The sequence below is a fragment of the Undibacterium umbellatum genome (assembly GCF_014284125.1).
Taxonomy (GTDB): domain Bacteria; phylum Pseudomonadota; class Gammaproteobacteria; order Burkholderiales; family Burkholderiaceae_D; genus Undibacterium; species Undibacterium umbellatum.
Genome location: NZ_JACOFX010000016.1, coordinates 122,207 through 140,029 on the forward strand (window position 1 = coordinate 122,207; position 17,823 = coordinate 140,029).

Annotated in this window: 17 protein-coding genes; all 17 read right to left on the minus strand. The window is 52.3% G+C overall.

Annotation, left to right across the window (positions count from 1 at the left end; translation table 11 throughout):
• Nucleotides 1-9 precede the first annotated feature (9 nt).
• The 17 genes from H8L47_RS22990 to H8L47_RS23070 all read right to left on the minus strand — a co-directional run bounded on the left by H8L47_RS22990 (nt 10) and on the right by H8L47_RS23070 (nt 17,774).
• Complete coding sequence (locus H8L47_RS22990) at nt 10-738, minus strand: pyridoxine 5'-phosphate synthase (protein WP_186955943.1); 729 nt, start codon at nt 736-738, stop codon at nt 10-12.
• A gap of 205 nt (nt 739-943) precedes the next feature.
• On the minus strand, nt 944-2,944 hold the full coding sequence (locus H8L47_RS22995; protein WP_186955944.1) for an acetyl/propionyl/methylcrotonyl-CoA carboxylase subunit alpha: 2,001 nt from the start codon (nt 2,942-2,944) through the stop codon (nt 944-946).
• Nucleotides 2,945-3,086: 142 nt separating this feature from the next.
• Nucleotides 3,087-4,115 (minus strand): biotin synthase BioB, encoded by a 1,029-nt coding sequence (gene bioB, locus H8L47_RS23000; protein WP_370868662.1) that lies wholly within the window; start codon nt 4,113-4,115, stop codon nt 3,087-3,089.
• A gap of 12 nt (nt 4,116-4,127) precedes the next feature.
• A complete protein-coding gene (gene bioD / locus H8L47_RS23005; protein ID WP_186955945.1) occupies nt 4,128-4,823 on the minus strand; it encodes a dethiobiotin synthase in 696 nt (231 codons plus the stop codon).
• Nucleotides 4,823-6,088: an 8-amino-7-oxononanoate synthase gene (gene bioF, locus H8L47_RS23010; RefSeq protein WP_186955946.1), complete on the minus strand. Its 1,266-nt coding sequence runs from the start codon at nt 6,086-6,088 to the stop codon at nt 4,823-4,825. The genes bioD and bioF overlap by 1 nt, the downstream gene beginning before the upstream one ends.
• Nucleotides 6,085-7,431: an adenosylmethionine--8-amino-7-oxononanoate transaminase gene (gene bioA, locus H8L47_RS23015; RefSeq protein ID WP_186955947.1), complete on the minus strand. Its 1,347-nt coding sequence runs from the start codon at nt 7,429-7,431 to the stop codon at nt 6,085-6,087. Before bioA ends, bioF begins: the two co-directional genes overlap by 4 nt.
• A 14-nt stretch (nt 7,432-7,445) precedes the next feature.
• The gene (locus H8L47_RS23020; protein ID WP_186955948.1) at nt 7,446-7,991 is read right to left on the minus strand and encodes a DUF1569 domain-containing protein; all 546 of its coding nucleotides are present in this window, start codon (nt 7,989-7,991) and stop codon (nt 7,446-7,448) included.
• A 56-nt stretch (nt 7,992-8,047) separates the two neighbouring features.
• A complete protein-coding gene (locus H8L47_RS23025; RefSeq protein ID WP_186955949.1) occupies nt 8,048-8,827 on the minus strand; it encodes an enoyl-CoA hydratase/isomerase family protein in 780 nt (259 codons plus the stop codon).
• A 63-nt stretch (nt 8,828-8,890) separates the two neighbouring features.
• Nucleotides 8,891-9,367, minus strand: a complete 477-nt coding sequence (locus H8L47_RS23030) for a hypothetical protein (RefSeq protein WP_186955950.1) — start codon at nt 9,365-9,367, stop codon at nt 8,891-8,893.
• A gap of 12 nt (nt 9,368-9,379) precedes the next feature.
• Complete coding sequence (locus H8L47_RS23035) at nt 9,380-11,002, minus strand: carboxyl transferase domain-containing protein (RefSeq protein WP_186955951.1); 1,623 nt, start codon at nt 11,000-11,002, stop codon at nt 9,380-9,382.
• An 8-nt stretch (nt 11,003-11,010) separates the two neighbouring features.
• Nucleotides 11,011-11,394 carry a YchJ family protein gene (locus H8L47_RS23040; protein WP_186955952.1) on the minus strand — a complete coding sequence of 128 codons (384 nt, stop codon included), beginning with the start codon at nt 11,392-11,394 and terminating at the stop codon, nt 11,011-11,013.
• A 2-nt stretch (nt 11,395-11,396) separates the two neighbouring features.
• A complete protein-coding gene (locus tag H8L47_RS23045) occupies nt 11,397-11,792 on the minus strand; it encodes a rhodanese-like domain-containing protein (protein WP_186955953.1) in 396 nt (131 codons plus the stop codon).
• 93 nt (nt 11,793-11,885) lie between these two features.
• Entirely contained in the window at nt 11,886-13,019 is a 1,134-nt protein-coding gene (locus H8L47_RS23050) for an acyl-CoA dehydrogenase family protein (RefSeq protein WP_110257515.1), read from the minus strand.
• A 44-nt stretch (nt 13,020-13,063) separates the two neighbouring features.
• A complete protein-coding gene (locus tag H8L47_RS23055; protein ID WP_186955954.1) occupies nt 13,064-13,732 on the minus strand; it encodes an SDR family oxidoreductase in 669 nt (222 codons plus the stop codon).
• A gap of 66 nt (nt 13,733-13,798) precedes the next feature.
• On the minus strand, nt 13,799-14,980 hold the full coding sequence (locus H8L47_RS23060) for an acetyl-CoA C-acetyltransferase (RefSeq protein ID WP_186955955.1): 1,182 nt from the start codon (nt 14,978-14,980) through the stop codon (nt 13,799-13,801).
• 75 nt (nt 14,981-15,055) lie between these two features.
• Nucleotides 15,056-16,837 (minus strand): bifunctional isocitrate dehydrogenase kinase/phosphatase, encoded by a 1,782-nt coding sequence (gene aceK, locus H8L47_RS23065; protein WP_186955956.1) that lies wholly within the window; start codon nt 16,835-16,837, stop codon nt 15,056-15,058.
• A 7-nt stretch (nt 16,838-16,844) separates the two neighbouring features.
• Entirely contained in the window at nt 16,845-17,774 is a 930-nt protein-coding gene (locus H8L47_RS23070) for a pyridoxal-phosphate dependent enzyme (protein WP_186955957.1), read from the minus strand.
• Nucleotides 17,775-17,823 lie beyond the last annotated feature (49 nt).

Here is a 17,823-nt window from a genome sequence, read left to right on the forward strand (position 1 = left end):
ATGCAAAATTTAAGCTTGCTGGCAAATTTTTGCGTATTTTGTGAGCACTTCAGCAATGCCCTGCTCCAGGCATTCAACGATTACCGCATGGCCTATGGATACTTCAAGTATGCCGGATATGGTCAGGAATTTGGCCAGGTTATCCAGGTTCAGGTCATGCCCTGCATTTACCCCCAGACCAGCATCCTGGGCACGCTTGGCGGCGGCAGCAAAGTCCTGGAAAATCTCTTCACCCTTTGCCGTGCCAAAATGCTCGGCATAGGGTTCGGTATATAACTCGACCCGGTCGGCACCGAGTTCTTTGGCCAGATGCATATCCTGGTTGTCGTAATCAATAAACAAGCTGCTACGTATGCCCAGCGCCTTCAGTTCAGCCAGTACGGGACGTAAAAAGTCAGCATCCTTGCGCAAGTCCCAGCCATGGTCAGAAGTCAGCTGATCTGGCGCATCCGGCACCAGCGTGCATTGAGCAGGTTTGTGGCGTTTTACAACTTCGAGAAAGTCTGGCGCGGGATAACCTTCGACGTTCAATTCCACACCACGCGCCTGGCATAGCACACCCAGAGTTTCCACATCCGAATAACGCGCATGCCTTTGATCCTGCCGTGGATGCAGGGTAATCCCACGCGCACCGAGATCCAGGCAGCGGGCAGCAAAGGCCTGCACGTCAGGGTAATTGCGGCCACGGGAATTGCGCAGCAAGGCGATTTTGTTGATGTTGATGGAGAGTGCGGTCATGTTGATTCCAAAGTTCGGGCAAGGTAATGAAAAATCATCATTGCAGATTTTTCTTGTTCAAGTATTCATCATGGACTTGCTTGTCGGTTTGTACAAGTAACACAGCGGGGTGATTTGCTGGTGTATCTGTTTTGCTTAAATAATCTGATGAAAAAAATAAGCCAGCACAACAGTGCTGGCTTTATGGTACGAACTCCAGACAAGCTTACTGCTGGAAAGCCAGCAACTGCGCCCCCTCAGTCACCTGATCACCAATCGCATACAAGACTTCATCAATCACACCATCATGCGGTGCAGAGATCGTATGTTCCATCTTCATCGCTTCCATGATCAGCAGGGCATCGCCCTTCTTCACTTCCTGCGCCTTGTTGACGAGCACAGCGACGATCTTGCCTGGCATAGGTGCAGTCAGGCGGCCAGTCTCGGCCTCGGCTTCACCGGCATGTGCCAGCGCATCAATGTAATGCAGGTCAGTATGCCTGCCCTGACTAAAGACGTGGAAATGTTCACCATCCCGCACAACGGTGGCAGCCACGGTCTGGTCTGCAATCTTGATGACAATGTCATTCTCATGCGCCAGTGCCAGTTTGACTTGTGCTGTCGCTGCACCAGCCTGCACTTGCCAGCCGTCTGCCAAATAAGTCACCTGCACTTCATGGGTCTGTTCTTCTTCAGTGAATTGCAGACTACGTTGCATCAGGCTGTTCATGCGCCAGCCGTGGCTGGACTGCCATGGGTCACAACTACCATTTGTAGACTTCTCTGAGTTCAGCAAGAACACGACGGCCAGTGCCAGTGTCGTCATGTTCGCCGCTACCGGTGTCGGGAACAGTTCTGCCTGATTGCGCTCTATCAGGCCAGTGTCCAGATCAGCACCAGAAAAAGCCGTGCTGGTCACCAGGCGAGACAGGAAAGCAATATTGCTGTGCAGCCCAACGATCTGATACTGCGCCAGCGCTTGCGCCATGCGCGCCAGTGCTTCTTTCCTGTCTTTGCCCCAGACGATCATCTTGGCAATCATGGGGTCATAGAAAGGGGAAATCGTATCACCTTCACGTACACCGCTATCGATACGGAAAGCAGCCGGATCAGTAGCACCTCCGAGTTCAAAATTCACTGCAACAGGGGTGCGGGCATGACGCAAAGTACCTATCGATGGAAGGAAACCTTTTTCAGGATTTTCTGCATACACGCGTGCTTCTATGGCGTGACCATGTATCTGTAATTCATTTTGTTGCAGCGGCAGTTTCTCACCGGCAGCAACACGCAATTGCCATTCAACCAGATCAGTACCAGTGATCATTTCTGTCACCGGATGTTCGACTTGCAGACGGGTATTCATTTCCATGAAATAGAAAGAACCGTCCTGGTTGGCGATGAATTCCACCGTACCGGCACCGACATAGCCAACTGCTTTTGCAGCAGCCACGGCAGCATCACCCATGGCGGCACGGCGTTCTGCCGTCATGCCTGGTGCGGGTGCTTCTTCGAGTACTTTTTGATGGCGGCGCTGTACCGAGCAATCGCGCTCAAACAGGTAGACGCAATTGCCGTGAGTATCAGCAAACACCTGTATTTCTATATGACGCGGTCTTTGCAGATATTTTTCTGCCAGCACTTTATCGTCACCAAAAGAGTTGATGGCTTCACGTTTGCAGGATGCCAGCGCATCCTTGAAGTCAGCCGACTTCTCGATGACACGCATGCCCTTGCCACCACCGCCAGCACTGGCTTTCAGCAAGACCGGGTAGCCAATACGGTCAGCCTCGATATGCAAGAAATCAGCATCCTGGTTATCGCCATGGTAGCCAGGCACCAGCGGCACATTGGCTTTTTCCATCAAGGATTTCGCAGCAGATTTGCTGCCCATGGCTTCAATCGCCGAGGCTGGCGGGCCGATGAAGGCGATGCCATTCTTGGCGCAAGCTTCAGCAAATTCACTGTTTTCTGACAAAAAGCCATAGCCAGGATGTATCGCCTGCGCACCAGTCGCCAATGCGACTTCAATGATCTTGTCAGCGCGCAGATAACTTTCCTTGGCAGCCGCGGGGCCTATCAAAACTGCCTCATCACAAACTGCAACATGCTTGGCGTTGGCATCGGCTTCGGAATACACAGCGACAGTCTTGATGCCCATGCGGCGTGCGGTAGCAGCAACACGGCAAGCAATTTCGCCACGGTTGGCGATAAGGATTTTGGTAAACATGTCTCTAACCTTTTGGGTGGATGTATCTACGATAATTAATTGCAATTATTAGTCATCAGAAAAAGGCTCTTCCTTCACTTTGCCTTCCTCTGTGTCTCATTTTTCTCTCTGTGTGCTCTGTGCTGAAGATTTATGGTTTTATTCAACCACAACTACCAGCCTTAGCCTCAACCTTGCCACGCGTCTTCAAGCCCAGTTTGTCGAGCAAGACACGGTCATCCTGTGCTTCCGGATTAGCCGTAGTCAGCAATTTATCGCCGTAGAAAATCGAATTCGCGCCAGCCAGGAAACACATGGCTTGCACTGCTTCACCCATCTGGCGGCGGCCCGCAGACAAACGCACACGCGCCTTGGGCATGGTGATGCGGGCAACAGCTATGGTGCGTACAAATTCCAGCGGATCAAGCGGGTCGAGGCCATGCAAAGGCGTGCCTTCTACCTGCACCAGATGATTGACTGGCACGGATTCAGGATAAGGATTCAGGTTCGCCAATTGCGCAATCAGGCCAGCGCGCTGGCGGCGTGATTCACCCATGCCGACAATGCCGCCACAACAGACTTTGAGACCGGCGCTTCGTACATGGCCAAGAGTATCGAGTCTGTCCTGGTAATCGCGGGTGGAAATCACGTTACTATAAAACTCAGGTGCGGTATCAAGATTGTGGTTGTAGTAATCCAGACCCGCATCTTTCAGGCGCTGTGCCTGTTCTTCCTTGAGCATGCCCAGAGTTGCACAGGTTTCCAGGCCCATGGCCTTGACTTCGCGCACCATGGTTTCTACTTTTTCCATATCACGGTCTTTGGGTGAACGCCAGGCTGCACCCATGCAAAAACGGGTTGCGCCGTTTTCACGCGCGGCTTTGGCGGCGTCCAGCACTTCGCGCACATCCAGCAATTTTTTTGCTTCCACGCCAGTGTCGTAACGTGCCGCTTGTGGGCAATAACCGCAATCTTCTTCGCAACCACCAGTCTTGATGGACAAGAGTGTCGCCAGCTCCACATCACCATCAGGGAAGTTGGCGCGGTGAGCAGTTTGCGCCCTGAACATCAAGTCATTGAAGGGCAAATCAAACAGGGCCAGTACTTCATCCACGGGCCAGGTCTCGGCTTCGATTTTCTTGACCGGTGGCTGGAATTGCATGGCTTGCAAAGTCGTATCAGTAGCTTGCATCTTTGTTTCCTTTTACTTCAATTGACTCAAATCCAGATACGAGGCAGCAGCTTTTGCCTTCTCGTGATCAGGAACATTCAAACGGGGAATATGCCCCAGCATGGGTGCTGCTATGCGTTCACGCAGGGCGGCAATATTTTCTTGCGGGTACAGCATGTTGGCATCAACGGTGTTGGCAACCCAGCCTGCCAGCCTCAAACCGCGGGCAGCGATGGCTTCAACAGTCAGCAATGCATGATTGATGCAACCCAGGCGCATGCCAACCACCAGTATCACTGGTAAATCCAGGGCTTGCGCCATGTCTGCCGTCGTCACTTGGGCATTCAGGGGTACGCAAAATCCACCTACACCTTCTACAATCACGACATCTGCCTGTTCACGCAATTGCTGGTAGCTGTTGATGATATGCGGTAGTTCTATCTTCACCTGCTCCAGCTCAGCCACGATATGTGGTGCTGCCGGTGTCTGCATCAGGTAAGGGCAAACCAGAGCCAGCTCTGCCTTGACACTGGCAGCGGCGACCAGCATGTCCACATCTTCATTATGCAAGACGCCATCACGCATTTCTGCACCGGCGGCTATTGGTTTCATGCCCACGCTTCGCAAACCTTGCGCCTGCATTGCATGCAGCAGCGCGGCGCTGACCAGAGTCTTGCCTATCTCGGTATCAGTGCCGGTCACGAAAAAATCATGCTGCCGCTTTTGCATCAGGCCACCTCGGCAAAACACTGAGCAACATAACTCATCTGATCCAGACGGTTGATGGCTTGTACCAGTTGCAATACCTGAATTTCTGTGTGCGCAGCAGACAGAGTCACGCGCAGGCGTGCCGTACCAACAGGCACGGTAGGTGGGCGTATCGCGCCTACCCACAAACCCTGGTCCATGAGATTGCCAGCAACCCTCAGCATGGCGGCGTTGTCACCAATGAGCACAGGTTGTATCGCAGTATCGGATGGCATGCCTTGCCAGACCTGCAAATGCAGGCCATCACTGAACAGGCCTATCAGTTTTTGCAAATGCGCACGTCTTTGCTGGCCCTCTTCGCCAGCAATGATATCTATGCTGGTGAGCAGTGCATGCGCCAGTGCAGGTGCGGCAGCAGTCGTATAGATATATGCGCGAGCGCGCTGCACCAGCCATTCAATCACAGTCGCATCAGCAGCAACGAAGGCACCACCGACACCGGCAGCCTTGCCCAGGGTGCCCATATAGACCAGATTCGGCGACTTGATATTCAGGTGCTCCAGCACGCCACGGCCATGCTGGCCCAGCACACCAAAACCATGGGCATCATCGACGATGAGCCAGGCATCATAGCGTTCGCAAGTTGCCAGCAGATTAGCGAGTTCAGCGATATTGCCATCCATGCTGAAGACACTGTCAGTGACGACTACCCTGTGCTTGGTCTTGCATTGTTGTAGCATACGTTCCAGCGCCGTGTAATCACGGTGCGGGAATACCTGCACGGTGGCACGCGAAAGGCGCGCGCCATCAATGAGGGAGGCATGGTTCAGGGCTTCAGAAAATACGGTTGTGTCTTTATTGATGGCCAGTGCGGTGATAACCGCCAGATTGGCCATATAGCCAGTGCAAAAATACAGGGCGCGGGCATTATCGATATGCGGTGAGACAAACTCGGCCAGGCGTTCTTCCAGCACAGCATGGGCACGGCTATGGCCGCTAATGAGGTGCGAGGCACCGCTACCAACTCCATACAACGCGGCACCTTCCTGCATGGCTTCTGCCAGTTTTGGATGTGCTGCCAGGCCGAGATAATCATTGCTGCAAAACGCCAACAAGTCACGGCCATCGACTTTCATGTTTGGTGCTGATGGCGTTTCTACCGTGCGCCTCTGGCGCAATAAATGTTTTTGATCCAGCACGGCCAGCTCTTGCTGCAAACCCTGTATCAGGGATTTGCGTTGCGTGGCTATTCTTATGCCGGGATTGTTTTTACTAGCATCTGTCATGCCATTACCTCTTCAAATACCAGTCTGGTTTTATGTGCCAGCAAACTCATTTCATCCTGCTCAAGGATGTAGGGCGGCATCATATAGACTGTGCGGCCTATGGGCCGCATTAATAATTCCTGCTCCAGTGCCGCAGCAAAAAAACGGCGTGAAAATGTCGATGCTCGTTCTGCATCATCGACCACGGCATCAAAGGCCAGGATCATGCCTTGCTGGCGGAAGTGGCGCACGCGTACATCATTTTTCAAGTCTGCAAAAGCTGCGTTCAAGAATTCTGCCTTGACACGGTTATTTTGCAAAACCTTGTCATCTTCAAATATCGCCAGTGTCGCCAACGCTGCACGGCATGCCAGTGGATTGCCAGTATAGGAATGCGAGTGCAGGAAACCGCGTCTTACATCGGCATCATAAAATGCCTGATAGACAGCATCTGTCGTCATCACCAGTGACAATGGTAAATAACCGCCGCTAATTCCTTTCGACAGACATAAAAAGTCTGGCCAGATATTCGCTGATTCACAGGCAAAGAAAGTACCAGTGCGGCCACAGCCCACGGCAATTTCATCAGCAATCAGATGGACCTGATACTGATCGCACAATTCGCGCAAACGCTTCAGATACACCGGGTCATGCATGGCCATGCCAGTCGCGCACTGTACCAGCGGTTCAATGATGACGGCAGCAATCTTGCCTGCACGTTCCTGCAATTTTGCTTCCAGTGCAGCGGCGGCGCGCAAGGCCACATCGGAGGCAGTTTCGCCAGCCTCAGCCAGACGCGCGTCGGGTGAAGCGACAACATGAGCCCGCTGCAGCATGGGGCCATAGGCTTCACGGAACAGGCTAACATCGGTAACTGCCAGCGCACCCACGGTTTCACCATGGTAGCTGCCCTGTATGCAAATAAACTCTTGTTTTTCAGTCTGGCCGCCGTTGCGCCAGGCATGGAAGCTCATCTTCAGGGCAATCTCGACAGCCGATGCGCCATCAGACGCATAAAAGCAGTGGCCGAGGGCGTGATGAGTGAGTGCTGCCAGTTTTTCCGATAATTCTACGACAGGCGCATGGGTGAAACCGGCCAGCATTGCATGCTCAAGCTTGTCGAGCTGGTCTTTCAACGCTGCATTGATGCGTGGATTGGCATGGCCAAACAGATTGACCCACCAGGAACTGATGGCATCCAGATAGCGCTTGCCTTCCATATCAAACAGCCATGCACCGCGGCCATGGCTGACGGGGATCAGCGGCACGGTTTCATGATGCTGCATCTGGGTACACGGATGCCATACATGCTGCAGGCTGCGTGCTACCCAGTCATTTTCTTGATTCAAATTATTTCCAGACATTTAGCAAATTACTCTTACAACACCTTTAAATCACAAGGCTCGCAAGACATCGCCTTCAAATGATTTTCTATATGCATGACATGGGCCTGGGCAAATTCTGCCTTGCTCAAATTGCCATAAGCAAAATGCGGCTTGATGTCACCCGCATGGTTTTCAAATTTTTTTAATGCTGCAATCAGCATATCGATACCAGCATTGACATCGCCGCTCTCAGCAATCACAGGTGCACCCGGTATAGGTTCAGTCAGATCATGCGTCATGGCACCGGCTACAGAAAAAGCATAAAAAGCTGCGCTACCTGCTGTGTGCTGGAAGGCTGCCGATTTCATTTCCGGATAACCCGTGATTGAATACTCTATGCTCTGCGCCAGGTGCACAAAGACTTTATAGGGCTGCCAGCCGGATAGGCTGGCCAGTTTTTCCAATTTCAGGCCGGCAAGTTTTGCCTGCATATCTGCAATTGATGTGATCACGACTGTGGACTTGCGATAAGTCACAGCGCCCGCTGCGGCTAGCAAAGAGACGCCCAGGCCAGTCAATACCAGTCTACGCTTTGTCATCTTTGCCAGCTCCTTTCCATTCTATTTTTGCTATCCGCTTGATATTTAAGCTGGATTCAACTTAACCAGTTTGGCTTACGCTTTTCCAGGAAAGAGCGCACACCTTCACGGCCTTCATCAGACGCCCTGATCTGCGCTATGCCTTCTACCGTTGCCGCTAACAGTGCTGGCGTCAATTCACGACTGGCCACATCCTGTACCAGGCGCTTGGCCTGTTTCACTGCATTTGGGCTATTGCTGCTCAGCGCCTTGACGATTTCGGCCACTTTGGCATCCAGTGCCTCTGCCGCCACCACTTCATGTAAAAAACCTGTGCGATATGCTTCAGCGGCGCTAAAACGCTCGGCAGTAATGAAATAACGGCGCGCCGCGCTTTCACCCATAGCCTTGATCACATACGGCGAAATCGTCGCCGGTATCAAGCCCAGCTTGACTTCACTAAGGCAAAAATTTGCTGTACCCACACTGACGGCAATATCGCAAGCTGCCACCAGACCCATGCCACCCGCATAGCAATCACCTTGCACTTTGGCAACTACCGGCTTGCTGCAGCTATAGATGGTATGCAGCATTTCAGCCAATTGACCGGCATCCACGAGGTTTTCCTCATGGGTGTAATCGGCCATCTTTTTCATCCAGTTGAGGTCTGCACCAGCACAAAAAGCAGGACCATTCGCGGCCAGCACAATAGCACGAATGCTGGCGTCCTTATCCAAATTGCGAAAAACCTCAGTGATTTCGGCTATGGTTGTTTCATTAAATGCATTGCGTACCTCAGGGCGGTTCAGCGTGACTGTGGCCAGCTGATTCGTGGTTTCTACAATTAAAGTTTCCATTTTGATATAGCCTTCACTATTGCTGAGAGTTGTCCACGGTATGCGACCTATAGGTGTATGGATCTAACGCTTGAAATTCGGACAAGCATTCTGGCCCTTGTCCCTGCTGATGATAGCGACTGGCACCAGCGTCTTCATATCTGTAGCATCCCATAATCTGACACTGCAGTTGCCCGTCGTGGTCACACTGTCCAGGGCGTAGACATGATTAGCTTTTCCAAAGAAACTGAATTTCATCGAGCAGGAAACCGATCCCTGCATTTCCACATAACGCAGGGTCGTCAGTTTATCAGCGGCAAATTTAAATTTGGAAATACTGATCCTGTTAGCATCACTGATGATGCCTTGTTCGCCAGAGCAAGTCTCGGCATTTTCGTAGTTGTTAAGATAAAACAAGGTTTTACGTGCTGGACTGATTCTGACTACCATTTCAGCAGTCTGCCCATTTTGTGGCTCAATATAAGGAGCATTCAGACAGCCGCTTAACATCAGACTGGCTGCTAAGGCACACAAGGCGGAAATAAAGGTTTTTTTCATCATCTGATCTGCTACCTACATCCTGAACACGCCAAACTTCACATCCGGTATCGGTGCATTCAAGGCTGCCGACAAGCCCAGGCCCAGCACCATGCGCGTATCTGCCGGGTCGATGACACCATCGTCCCACAGGCGTGCGGATGCATAGTAAGGGTGGCCCTGGTGTTCGTACTGATCCTTGATCGGTTGTTTGAAAGCCGCTTCTTCTTCGGCTGACCAGCTACCGCCCTTGCCTTCTATGCCATCACGTTTTACTGTTGCCAATACACTGGCGGCCTGTTCACCGCCCATGACGCTGATGCGCGCATTTGGCCACATCCACATGAAGCGTGGTGAGTAAGCACGGCCGCACATGCCGTAGTTACCAGCACCAAAGCTGCCACCGATGATAACTGTAAACTTGGGCACATTTGCTGTTGCCACTGCGGTCACCATTTTGGCACCATTGCGGGCGATGCCTTCGTTTTCATATTTACGGCCGACCATGAAGCCGGTGATGTTTTGCAGGAACACCAGCGGTATCTTGCGCTGGCAGCACAGCTCTATGAAATGCGCGCCCTTCAAGGCAGACTCAGAAAACAGGATGCCGTTATTGGCGATGATGCCGACTGGCATGCCGTGGATATGGGCAAAACCGCACACCAGGGTTGTGCCATACCGTGCCTTGAATTCATCAAAATGGCTGCCATCGACGATGCGGGCAATCACTTCACGCACATCGAAAGGCTTGCGGGTATCGACCGGTATCACGCCATACAATTCAGAAGCCGGGAACTTGGGTTCTTCGACTTCTTTCATGACCACGGTTTGCGGCTTCTGGCGGTTCAGGTGTGAGACGATGGTACGCGCCAATGACAGTGCATGCGTATCATTTTGTGCCAGGTGATCAACCACGCCAGACAGGCGGGTATGCACATCACCACCACCGAGGTCTTCGGCACTGACGACTTCACCAGTGGCAGCTTTCACCAGCGGTGGGCCACCGAGAAAAATCGTGCCCTGGTTCTTGACGATGATGGACTCATCACTCATTGCTGGCACATACGCACCACCGGCAGTGCAGGAACCCATGACCACGGCGATTTGCGGTATGCCCTTGGCTGACATATTGGCCTGGTTGTAGAAGATGCGGCCAAAGTGATCACGGTCAGGGAAGACATCATCCTGGTTAGGCAGGTTCGCGCCGCCACTATCGACAAGGTAAATACAGGGCAGATTGTTTTGCTCGGCAATTTCTTGTGCGCGCAAATGCTTCTTGACGGTCAGGGGATAATAAGTGCCACCTTTGACTGTCGCATCATTACAGACGATGATGCATTCCTGCCCGGCCACGCGGCCTATGCCGGTGATCACACCAGCAGATGGAGCTGCATCGACATCATTCTTTTCTTTATACATGTCGTAGGCAGCGAGTTGCGAGAACTCCAGGAAAGGCGTGCCTGCATCGAGCAGCATTTGTACACGGTCTCGCGGCAAGAGCTTGCCGCGCGCCAGATGTTTCTTGCGTGCTTCATCACCACCGCCCAGTGCAATTTTGGCGATCTTTTCTTTGAGGTCATCCACCACGGCCTGCATGGCCGCTGCATTGGCTTTGAATTCTTCAGAGCGGGGATTGAGTTTGGAATCTAAAGTTGTCATTATCTTTTTCACTTTTCTGGAAAACTGCCATCCACGTAAAACCACTTGCCTTCATAGCGCACAAAACGGCTGAGTTCATGCAGCCTGTGCGCCTTGCCACCTATCTTGTAACGGGCAACAAATTCCACGGTGGCATTGTCACCATCAGCCTTGAATTTCTTGACTTCCAGACCCAGCCATTTGGTAGGGTCATCATGCGTAATACGTTCTTTGGGACAAGTCCGCTCATCCCAGGTCGCACGCAGATAGGCTTCATCGTTCAGGGTATAGGCGGTATAGCGCGAACGCATCAATGCTTCTGCCGTAGATGTTACCGCTGCGCCGCTGATGTACGGGCCGCAGCATAGGTCAAAACTCTTAGTCGAGCCACAGGGGCATGCTTTGCTACTCATTATTACTTCTTGCTTTCCTTGATGGCGACTGGCCCACCGGCGGCCTTCCACGCAGTGAAACCACCGTCAATATGGGCGACATTTTCCAGACCCATGTCTTGCACGGTCTTGGTCGTCAATGCACTGCGCCAGCCAGCGGCACAAAACAAAATGAATTCTTTTTTCTCACCGAATACGGGTTTGAAATAAGGAGAATCAGGATCAACCCAAAACTCTATCATGCCGCGTGGAGCATGATAGGCACCGGGGATGATGCCTTCACGTTCCAGTTCGCGTATATCACGGACATCAATGAACTGGACATTAGCGTCTGCGAGTTTTGCCTGGGCTTCTGCCACGCTATAGGTCTTGATTTCGGCAGTGGCTTCATCGACCAGTTGCTTGTAACCTTTTTTCATGCTGTCTCCGTTTAAATTCAAGACCTCTCACCACAGAGGCACTGAGACACAGAGAAACCCAGGAGAAAACCTGCTTTCTCTGTGTCTCTTGGGTCAACCCGCCAGTGCACGTCCAATCAAAATCTTTTGTATATCTGACGTACCTTCATAAATCTGGCAAACACGTACATCGCGGTAAATACGTTCCACCGGGAAATCGCTGACGTAGCCGTAGCCGCCGTGTATCTGTATCGCATCCGAGCAGACTTTTTCTGCCATTTCCGACGCAAACAGTTTTGCCATCGCCGCTTCTTTCAGGCAGGGCTTGCCTGCATCTTTCATGCTGGCGGCGTGCCAGATGAGCTGGCGGGCGGCTTCTATCTGGGTCGCCATGTCGGCCAGTTTGAATTGCACGGACTGGTGTTCAAAGATAGGCTTGCCAAAACTGGTTCGGTCTTTGGCATAAGCAAGTGCTGCTTCAAATGCGGCGCGCGCCATGCCCACTGATTGTGAGGCTATGCCTATACGGCCACCTTCAAGTCCAGACAGAGCGATCTTGTAACCCATGCCTTCTTCGCCTATCAGGTTCTCTGCAGGGATGCGGCAATTCTCGAACAGGATTTGTGCGGTGTCGGACGAATGCTGGCCCATCTTTTGTTCCAGGCTGGCGACGATATAGCCAGGCGTGCTGGTTGGCACCCAGAAGGCGCTGATGCCCTTCTTGCCTGCTTCTTTATCGGTGACAGCCATGACGATGGCGACATCGGCATATTTGCCGCTGGTGATGAATTGCTTGACGCCATTGATGACGTAATGATCACCATCGCGTTTTGCCGTCGTACGCAACTCAGAGGCATCACTGCCTGCATGTGGTTCAGTCAGGCAAAAAGCACCGAGCATCTCGCCTTGTGCCAGCGGAGTCAGCCACTGTTTTTTTTGCGCGTCATTGGCATACATCATGGCGATGCTGCAGACCGGGCAATTGTTCACGGATACGACGGTAGAAGTGCCGCCATCACCGGCGGCAATTTCTTCCAGCACCAGGGCCAGTGACAGGTAATCCATGCCTGCGCCACCAAACTCTTCTGGCACGGCGACACCATAGGCACCCATTTGCGCCAGTTCTTTCAACTCTTCTGCAGGAAAGTGATGTTCCTTGTCCCAGCGTGCGGCATTGGGCACCAGACGGTCCTGGGCAAAGGCGCGCACGGCGTCGCGTATCATTTCGTGTTCTGGTGTGAGTAGCATATTGATCTGTCTTCTATTCTATTTTTGCTGTAACTGTGACTGCTTTACCAGCCGTGTTCTGTGCCGGTATATTGCAAATACTTGCCATTGTCGGCTGGCTTCAGTGCGGCCAGAGTCTGGCGTATGCCTGCCACACTGACATCGACAGTGATTTCTGCGGAATCACCACCCATATCGGTTTTTACCCAGCCCGGGTCCATGGCAACACAGATGGCCTTGTCGGTACTCAGCGACACGTCTTTCAATACTGAATTCAATGCCGTTTTGCTGGCACGGTATAACCAGCCAGCAGGATTACTGCGCTCACTTATCGATGCCATGCTGGATGAAATTACCGCCAGCCTGCCATGGGCGTTTTCTACCAGCGGCAACACGATAGGCAAGATCCGCATGGCCGACAAGACATTGGTATGCATGACAGCGTCAAAATGTTGCAGGTCTGGTGCTGTCAGGCCCTCGGTTCTTGGGCCGAAAACACCGGCATTCAGGATAGCCACATCGATTTTTTCACCATCAAGACGCTCACCCAGCCCGGCGCAATCACTGAGCTTAGTCACGTCCAACTGCAGCGGCTCGCAATCTACTGACTTCAAGCTAGCCAAATCTTCTTCCTTGCGCGCAGTGGCGATGACACGCCAGCCTGCAGCCTTGTATTGCATGGCCAGTTCGCGGCCTATACCGCGTGATGCACCGATGATTAAAGCGACTGGCATATTTTCCCAATGTGCGAAAATTTTCAAATCCCCTCCCCCGTGAAGGGAAGGGACTTACGGTAAGATTTAAACCATTTCAATGGCGAGTGCAGTGCCTTCACCACCACCAATACACAAAGAAGCCACGCCACGTTTCTTGCCCTGCTTCTTCAAGGCACCCATCAGCGTAATGATGATACGCGCACCAGATGCCCCGATAGGATGACCCAAAGCACAAGCACCGCCATGCACATTGATTTTGTCGTGCGGGATACCCAGTTCTTTCATCGCTGCCATAGGCACGGTCGCGAAGGCTTCATTGATTTCAAACAGATCAACATCATCCGTTGTCCAGCCCAGTTTTTTGTACAGCTTCTGGATGGCACCTACCGGTGCAGTCGTGAACCAGCCTGGCTCCTGTGCATTACTGGCATGGCCGAGGATTTTTGCGATGGGAGTCAGGCCCAGTTCTTTGGCCTTGGATTCGCGCATCAAGACCAGTGCAGCTGCACCATCATTGATGGAAGAAGAAGAAGCAGCGGTAATCGTGCCATCCTTTTTGAAGGCCGGTTTTAAAGCAGGGATTTTATCGAGTTTGGCTTTCAGCGGGCCTTCGTCCTTGTCGATAACAACATCGCCACCACGGCCAGAGACCGTCACTGGGGCGATTTCCCATGCGAAAGAACCATCGGCAGTTGCGGCTTGTGCGCGCTTGACGGAGGCAATCGCAAAGGCGTCCTGCTCTTCGCGGCTGAAGTTGTATTTTGCCGAACAGTCTTCGGCAAAAGTACCCATGGAACGGCCCTTGTCATAGGCATCTTCGAGACCATCGAGCATCATGTGGTCATACATCATGCCGTGGCCGATGCGGTAGCCACCACGTGCCTTGGGGATCAGGTAAGGGGCATTGGTCATGGATTCCATACCACCGGAAACGATGACTTCATTGCTGCCTGCATTGATGGAATCAAAGGCCATCATGGTGGCTTTCATGGCTGAACCGCACATCTTGGACAGGGTCACGGCACCGGTGGATACTGGCAAACCCGCAGCCAGCAAAGCCTGGCGTGCCGGGGCCTGGCCCTGACCTGCCATCAGGCAGTTACCGAACAAGACTTCTTCTACCAGTTCTGGTTTTACACCTGCGCGTTCAACGGCGGCCTTAATGGCAACTGCACCGAGCTGACTGGCTGTCAGGGAAGAAAAATCGCCCTGGAAAGCACCCATGGGGGTACGGGCAGCACCAACGATTACGATAGGATCATTCATCTTACTCTCCAATTAATATAGGCAACAAAGCTGCCTGGCTAATGACGGGAGGCATGTCAACAGACATGCACAGCCTTAAGTTGTTGTACTGGTCTGATTACAAAAGCGGATTTCCTGCGGATACGGAAACACATCATCCACCTTGCCATCGACTATGCGCTTCTTGCGGGCTTGCCAGTATTCGGCGGTCAGCAAGTCAGCGTGATGCTTCATAAAATATTCTTTGACGTTTTTATTCCCCAGCAAGAAAGTGCCAAACTGCTCGGGGAAGACATCATTTTTGGCAATCGGATACCAGGGCTCGGCAGACATCTCGTCTTCTTCATTGCGCGGCAAAGGTATCTTGCGGAAATTGCAGTCGGTGATGTATTCGATTTCATCATAATCATAAAAGACGACGCGGCCATGACGGGTGACACCAAAGTTTTTATACAGCATGTCACCGGGAAAAATATTCGCTGCCACCAGGTCCTTGATGGCACTGCCATATTCTTTCAGACCATGCTCCATCGCAGCCATATCACCACGCTGTTCGGCCTCGGTCAGCCAGATATTCAGCGGCGTCATGCGGCGTTCTATGTACAGATGCTTGATGACGACTTCATCATCATTCACTTCCAATAATGAAGGCGCATATTGTTTGATCTCGGCCAGCAATTCTTCAGAAAAACGTGAGCGCGGGAATGCCACATCCGAGTATTCCAGCGTATCAGCCATGCGGCCTACACGGTCATGGTTTTTTACCAGCAGGTATTTTTCCTTGATCAGGGCCTTGGTGGTTTCCTTGGGTGGAGGAAAGCTGTCCTTGATGAGTTTGAACACATATGGGAAAGACGGCAGCGCGAATACCAGCATCACCAGACCCCGTATGCCGGGTGCGGCTTCTATGCGATCGGATGAGTATTTGAGGTGATGCAGAAAGTCGCGATAAAACAAATTCTTGCCATGCTTTTGCAGGCCTATCATGGTGTAGATTTCACTGCGCGGCTTCTTGGGCAAGATGCTGCGTATGAATTGCACATAGGCCGATGGCACTTCCATGTCGACCATGAAATAAGCACGGGTAAAAGAAAACAATACCGTAATCAGCATGGTGTCAAAGATCACGGTATCAAGCACCAGCTCACCCTTGCGCTTGTGCATGACGGGTATAACAAAAGGATATTCCTTGTTGCCATTGATACCCTTGCCTATGATGTAGGCTGACTTGTTGCGATAGAACAGGCTGGCCAATACTTGTATCTGGTGATTCGGCTCCAGCTTGGCGGGACCAAAATTTTCGCGCAGGCGCGCTTCGACCAGGGCCACATCGCGGTCCAGGTCTTCAAACTTGGCATTCAACTGGAAGTTGGTGACGATGCGCTTGATGGTGAAGCTCAGGCCATCGGTTGCCGGGTAGTAGACTCGATAACTCGGTGGCGTATCTTCACTTTCCAGATACTCGGTCGAGGTTGCCGGGCGCACAAAAATGAAATCATTGTGGTAATAATTCCTGTGCAAAAGCTTGGTGCAGACGGTATTGAAAAAAGTCTCGGCGAGCTCTGGGCGCAGATGATCGATCAGCATGCCCATGTAATGCAGTTTGACTTCGCGCCAGACCTCATCACTGAGATCTTCTTCTGCATATTCGTCTTCCAGCGCCTGTACACATTCTCGCACGCGGGTGTCGTAATAGCCTATGCGGTCGCGTGCAGCAATTTGTGCCGCCTTCCAGTCGCCTGTTTCAAATTGCTGCTTTGCCCTTTGACTGCTGGCTCTGAACAAGCGGTAATGCTTGTCAAAGCCATCGAGTATCGACCTGGCGATATCAAAGGCGATTTGCGAAGACAACAATTTGGGGAAATGGGTGTGGGGCATAGTAGGCTCAGGTCAACTGGAACTGGTTTTTCCAAGCCTGTAGTTTACCTAAATCCACGGCAATGCCACCACAAACCACAATCAGTGGTTTTTTGAACTCAGCCAATACAGGCAAGTTCTGGTAGGCAACTGCCAGTGCCGCGCCGCAAGCGGGCTCTACCAGGGCCAGCATGTCGTCGGCAAAAGCCAGACAAGCCTGCACAGCCTGGGCATCGCTGACGGTCACGGTATGGATAGTACGTTTGCGTGTCCAGTCAAATGCCTGTTGTGCAACACGTCTTGCCCCCAGGGTACTGGCAATAGAGGTAATCGCTGGCAAAGTCACCAGTTCGCCTGCCTGAACGGCTGCATGCAGTGAAGCCGCGCCTTCGGTTTCTGCGGCAATGATGGGAATGTGGCCGAGGCCATTGCGTTCCAGCCCCAGGGCTATGCCACTCAACAAGCCACCACCACCAACCGAGCAGATGATGGCATCAAAATCGAGTTTGCCTGCCACTTCATCTATTACTGTGGCATTGCCATCCCAGATATCGGCATGATCAAACGGCGGGATATACACGGCACCCGGTTGTTCGCACAGGCGCAAGGCCTCCTGATTGGCTTCATCCCAGACGCTGCCAGCGACGATGACGGTAGCACCGATTGCGCGAATTGCCGCACGCACACTTTCATGCGTGGTTTCCGGCACGACGATGGTGGTTTGCAAACCCAGGGCAACACCAGCAACGGCGGCAGCAAAACCGGCATTGCCGCCAGAAGGGCAGACAAAGTGCTTAGCGCCCTGCTCCGCCGCACGCTGGCACATCAGGCCTATGCCACGCAACTTGAAAGAGCCGGAAGGCTGGTTGTTTTCCATCTTCAGCCAGACCTGTTTATCCAGGCTGGCTGAAAGAGCGCGGTGTTCCAGCAGCGGTGTAGGGATATGCAAATGTGTCATGGTCAAATAGACTCAGTTTACAACAATCAGCTTGTTCGGCTTATTTAGC

Bases quoted from the DNA above. Each gene is read 5' to 3' on its own strand.
- H8L47_RS22990 (WP_186955943.1), bottom strand. From the start codon at position 738: ATGACCGCACTCTCCATCAACATCAACAAAATCGCCTTGCTGCGCAAT.
- H8L47_RS22995 (WP_186955944.1), bottom strand. From the start codon at position 2,944: ATGTTTACCAAAATCCTTATCGCCAACCGTGGCGAAATTGCTTGCCGT.
- bioB (WP_370868662.1), bottom strand. From the start codon at position 4,115: ATGCAAGCTACTGATACGACTTTGCAAGCCATGCAATTCCAGCCACCG.
- bioD (WP_186955945.1), bottom strand. From the start codon at position 4,823: ATGCAAAAGCGGCAGCATGATTTTTTCGTGACCGGCACTGATACCGAG.
- bioF (WP_186955946.1), bottom strand. From the start codon at position 6,088: ATGACAGATGCTAGTAAAAACAATCCCGGCATAAGAATAGCCACGCAA.
- bioA (WP_186955947.1), bottom strand. From the start codon at position 7,431: ATGTCTGGAAATAATTTGAATCAAGAAAATGACTGGGTAGCACGCAGC.
- H8L47_RS23020 (WP_186955948.1), bottom strand. From the start codon at position 7,991: ATGACAAAGCGTAGACTGGTATTGACTGGCCTGGGCGTCTCTTTGCTA.
- H8L47_RS23025 (WP_186955949.1), bottom strand. From the start codon at position 8,827: ATGGAAACTTTAATTGTAGAAACCACGAATCAGCTGGCCACAGTCACG.
- H8L47_RS23030 (WP_186955950.1), bottom strand. From the start codon at position 9,367: ATGATGAAAAAAACCTTTATTTCCGCCTTGTGTGCCTTAGCAGCCAGT.
- H8L47_RS23035 (WP_186955951.1), bottom strand. From the start codon at position 11,002: ATGACAACTTTAGATTCCAAACTCAATCCCCGCTCTGAAGAATTCAAA.
- H8L47_RS23040 (WP_186955952.1), bottom strand. From the start codon at position 11,394: ATGAGTAGCAAAGCATGCCCCTGTGGCTCGACTAAGAGTTTTGACCTA.
- H8L47_RS23045 (WP_186955953.1), bottom strand. From the start codon at position 11,792: ATGAAAAAAGGTTACAAGCAACTGGTCGATGAAGCCACTGCCGAAATC.
- H8L47_RS23050 (WP_110257515.1), bottom strand. From the start codon at position 13,019: ATGCTACTCACACCAGAACACGAAATGATACGCGACGCCGTGCGCGCC.
- H8L47_RS23055 (WP_186955954.1), bottom strand. From the start codon at position 13,732: ATGCCAGTCGCTTTAATCATCGGTGCATCACGCGGTATAGGCCGCGAA.
- H8L47_RS23060 (WP_186955955.1), bottom strand. From the start codon at position 14,980: ATGAATGATCCTATCGTAATCGTTGGTGCTGCCCGTACCCCCATGGGT.
- aceK (WP_186955956.1), bottom strand. From the start codon at position 16,837: ATGCCCCACACCCATTTCCCCAAATTGTTGTCTTCGCAAATCGCCTTT.
- H8L47_RS23070 (WP_186955957.1), bottom strand. From the start codon at position 17,774: ATGACACATTTGCATATCCCTACACCGCTGCTGGAACACCGCGCTCTT.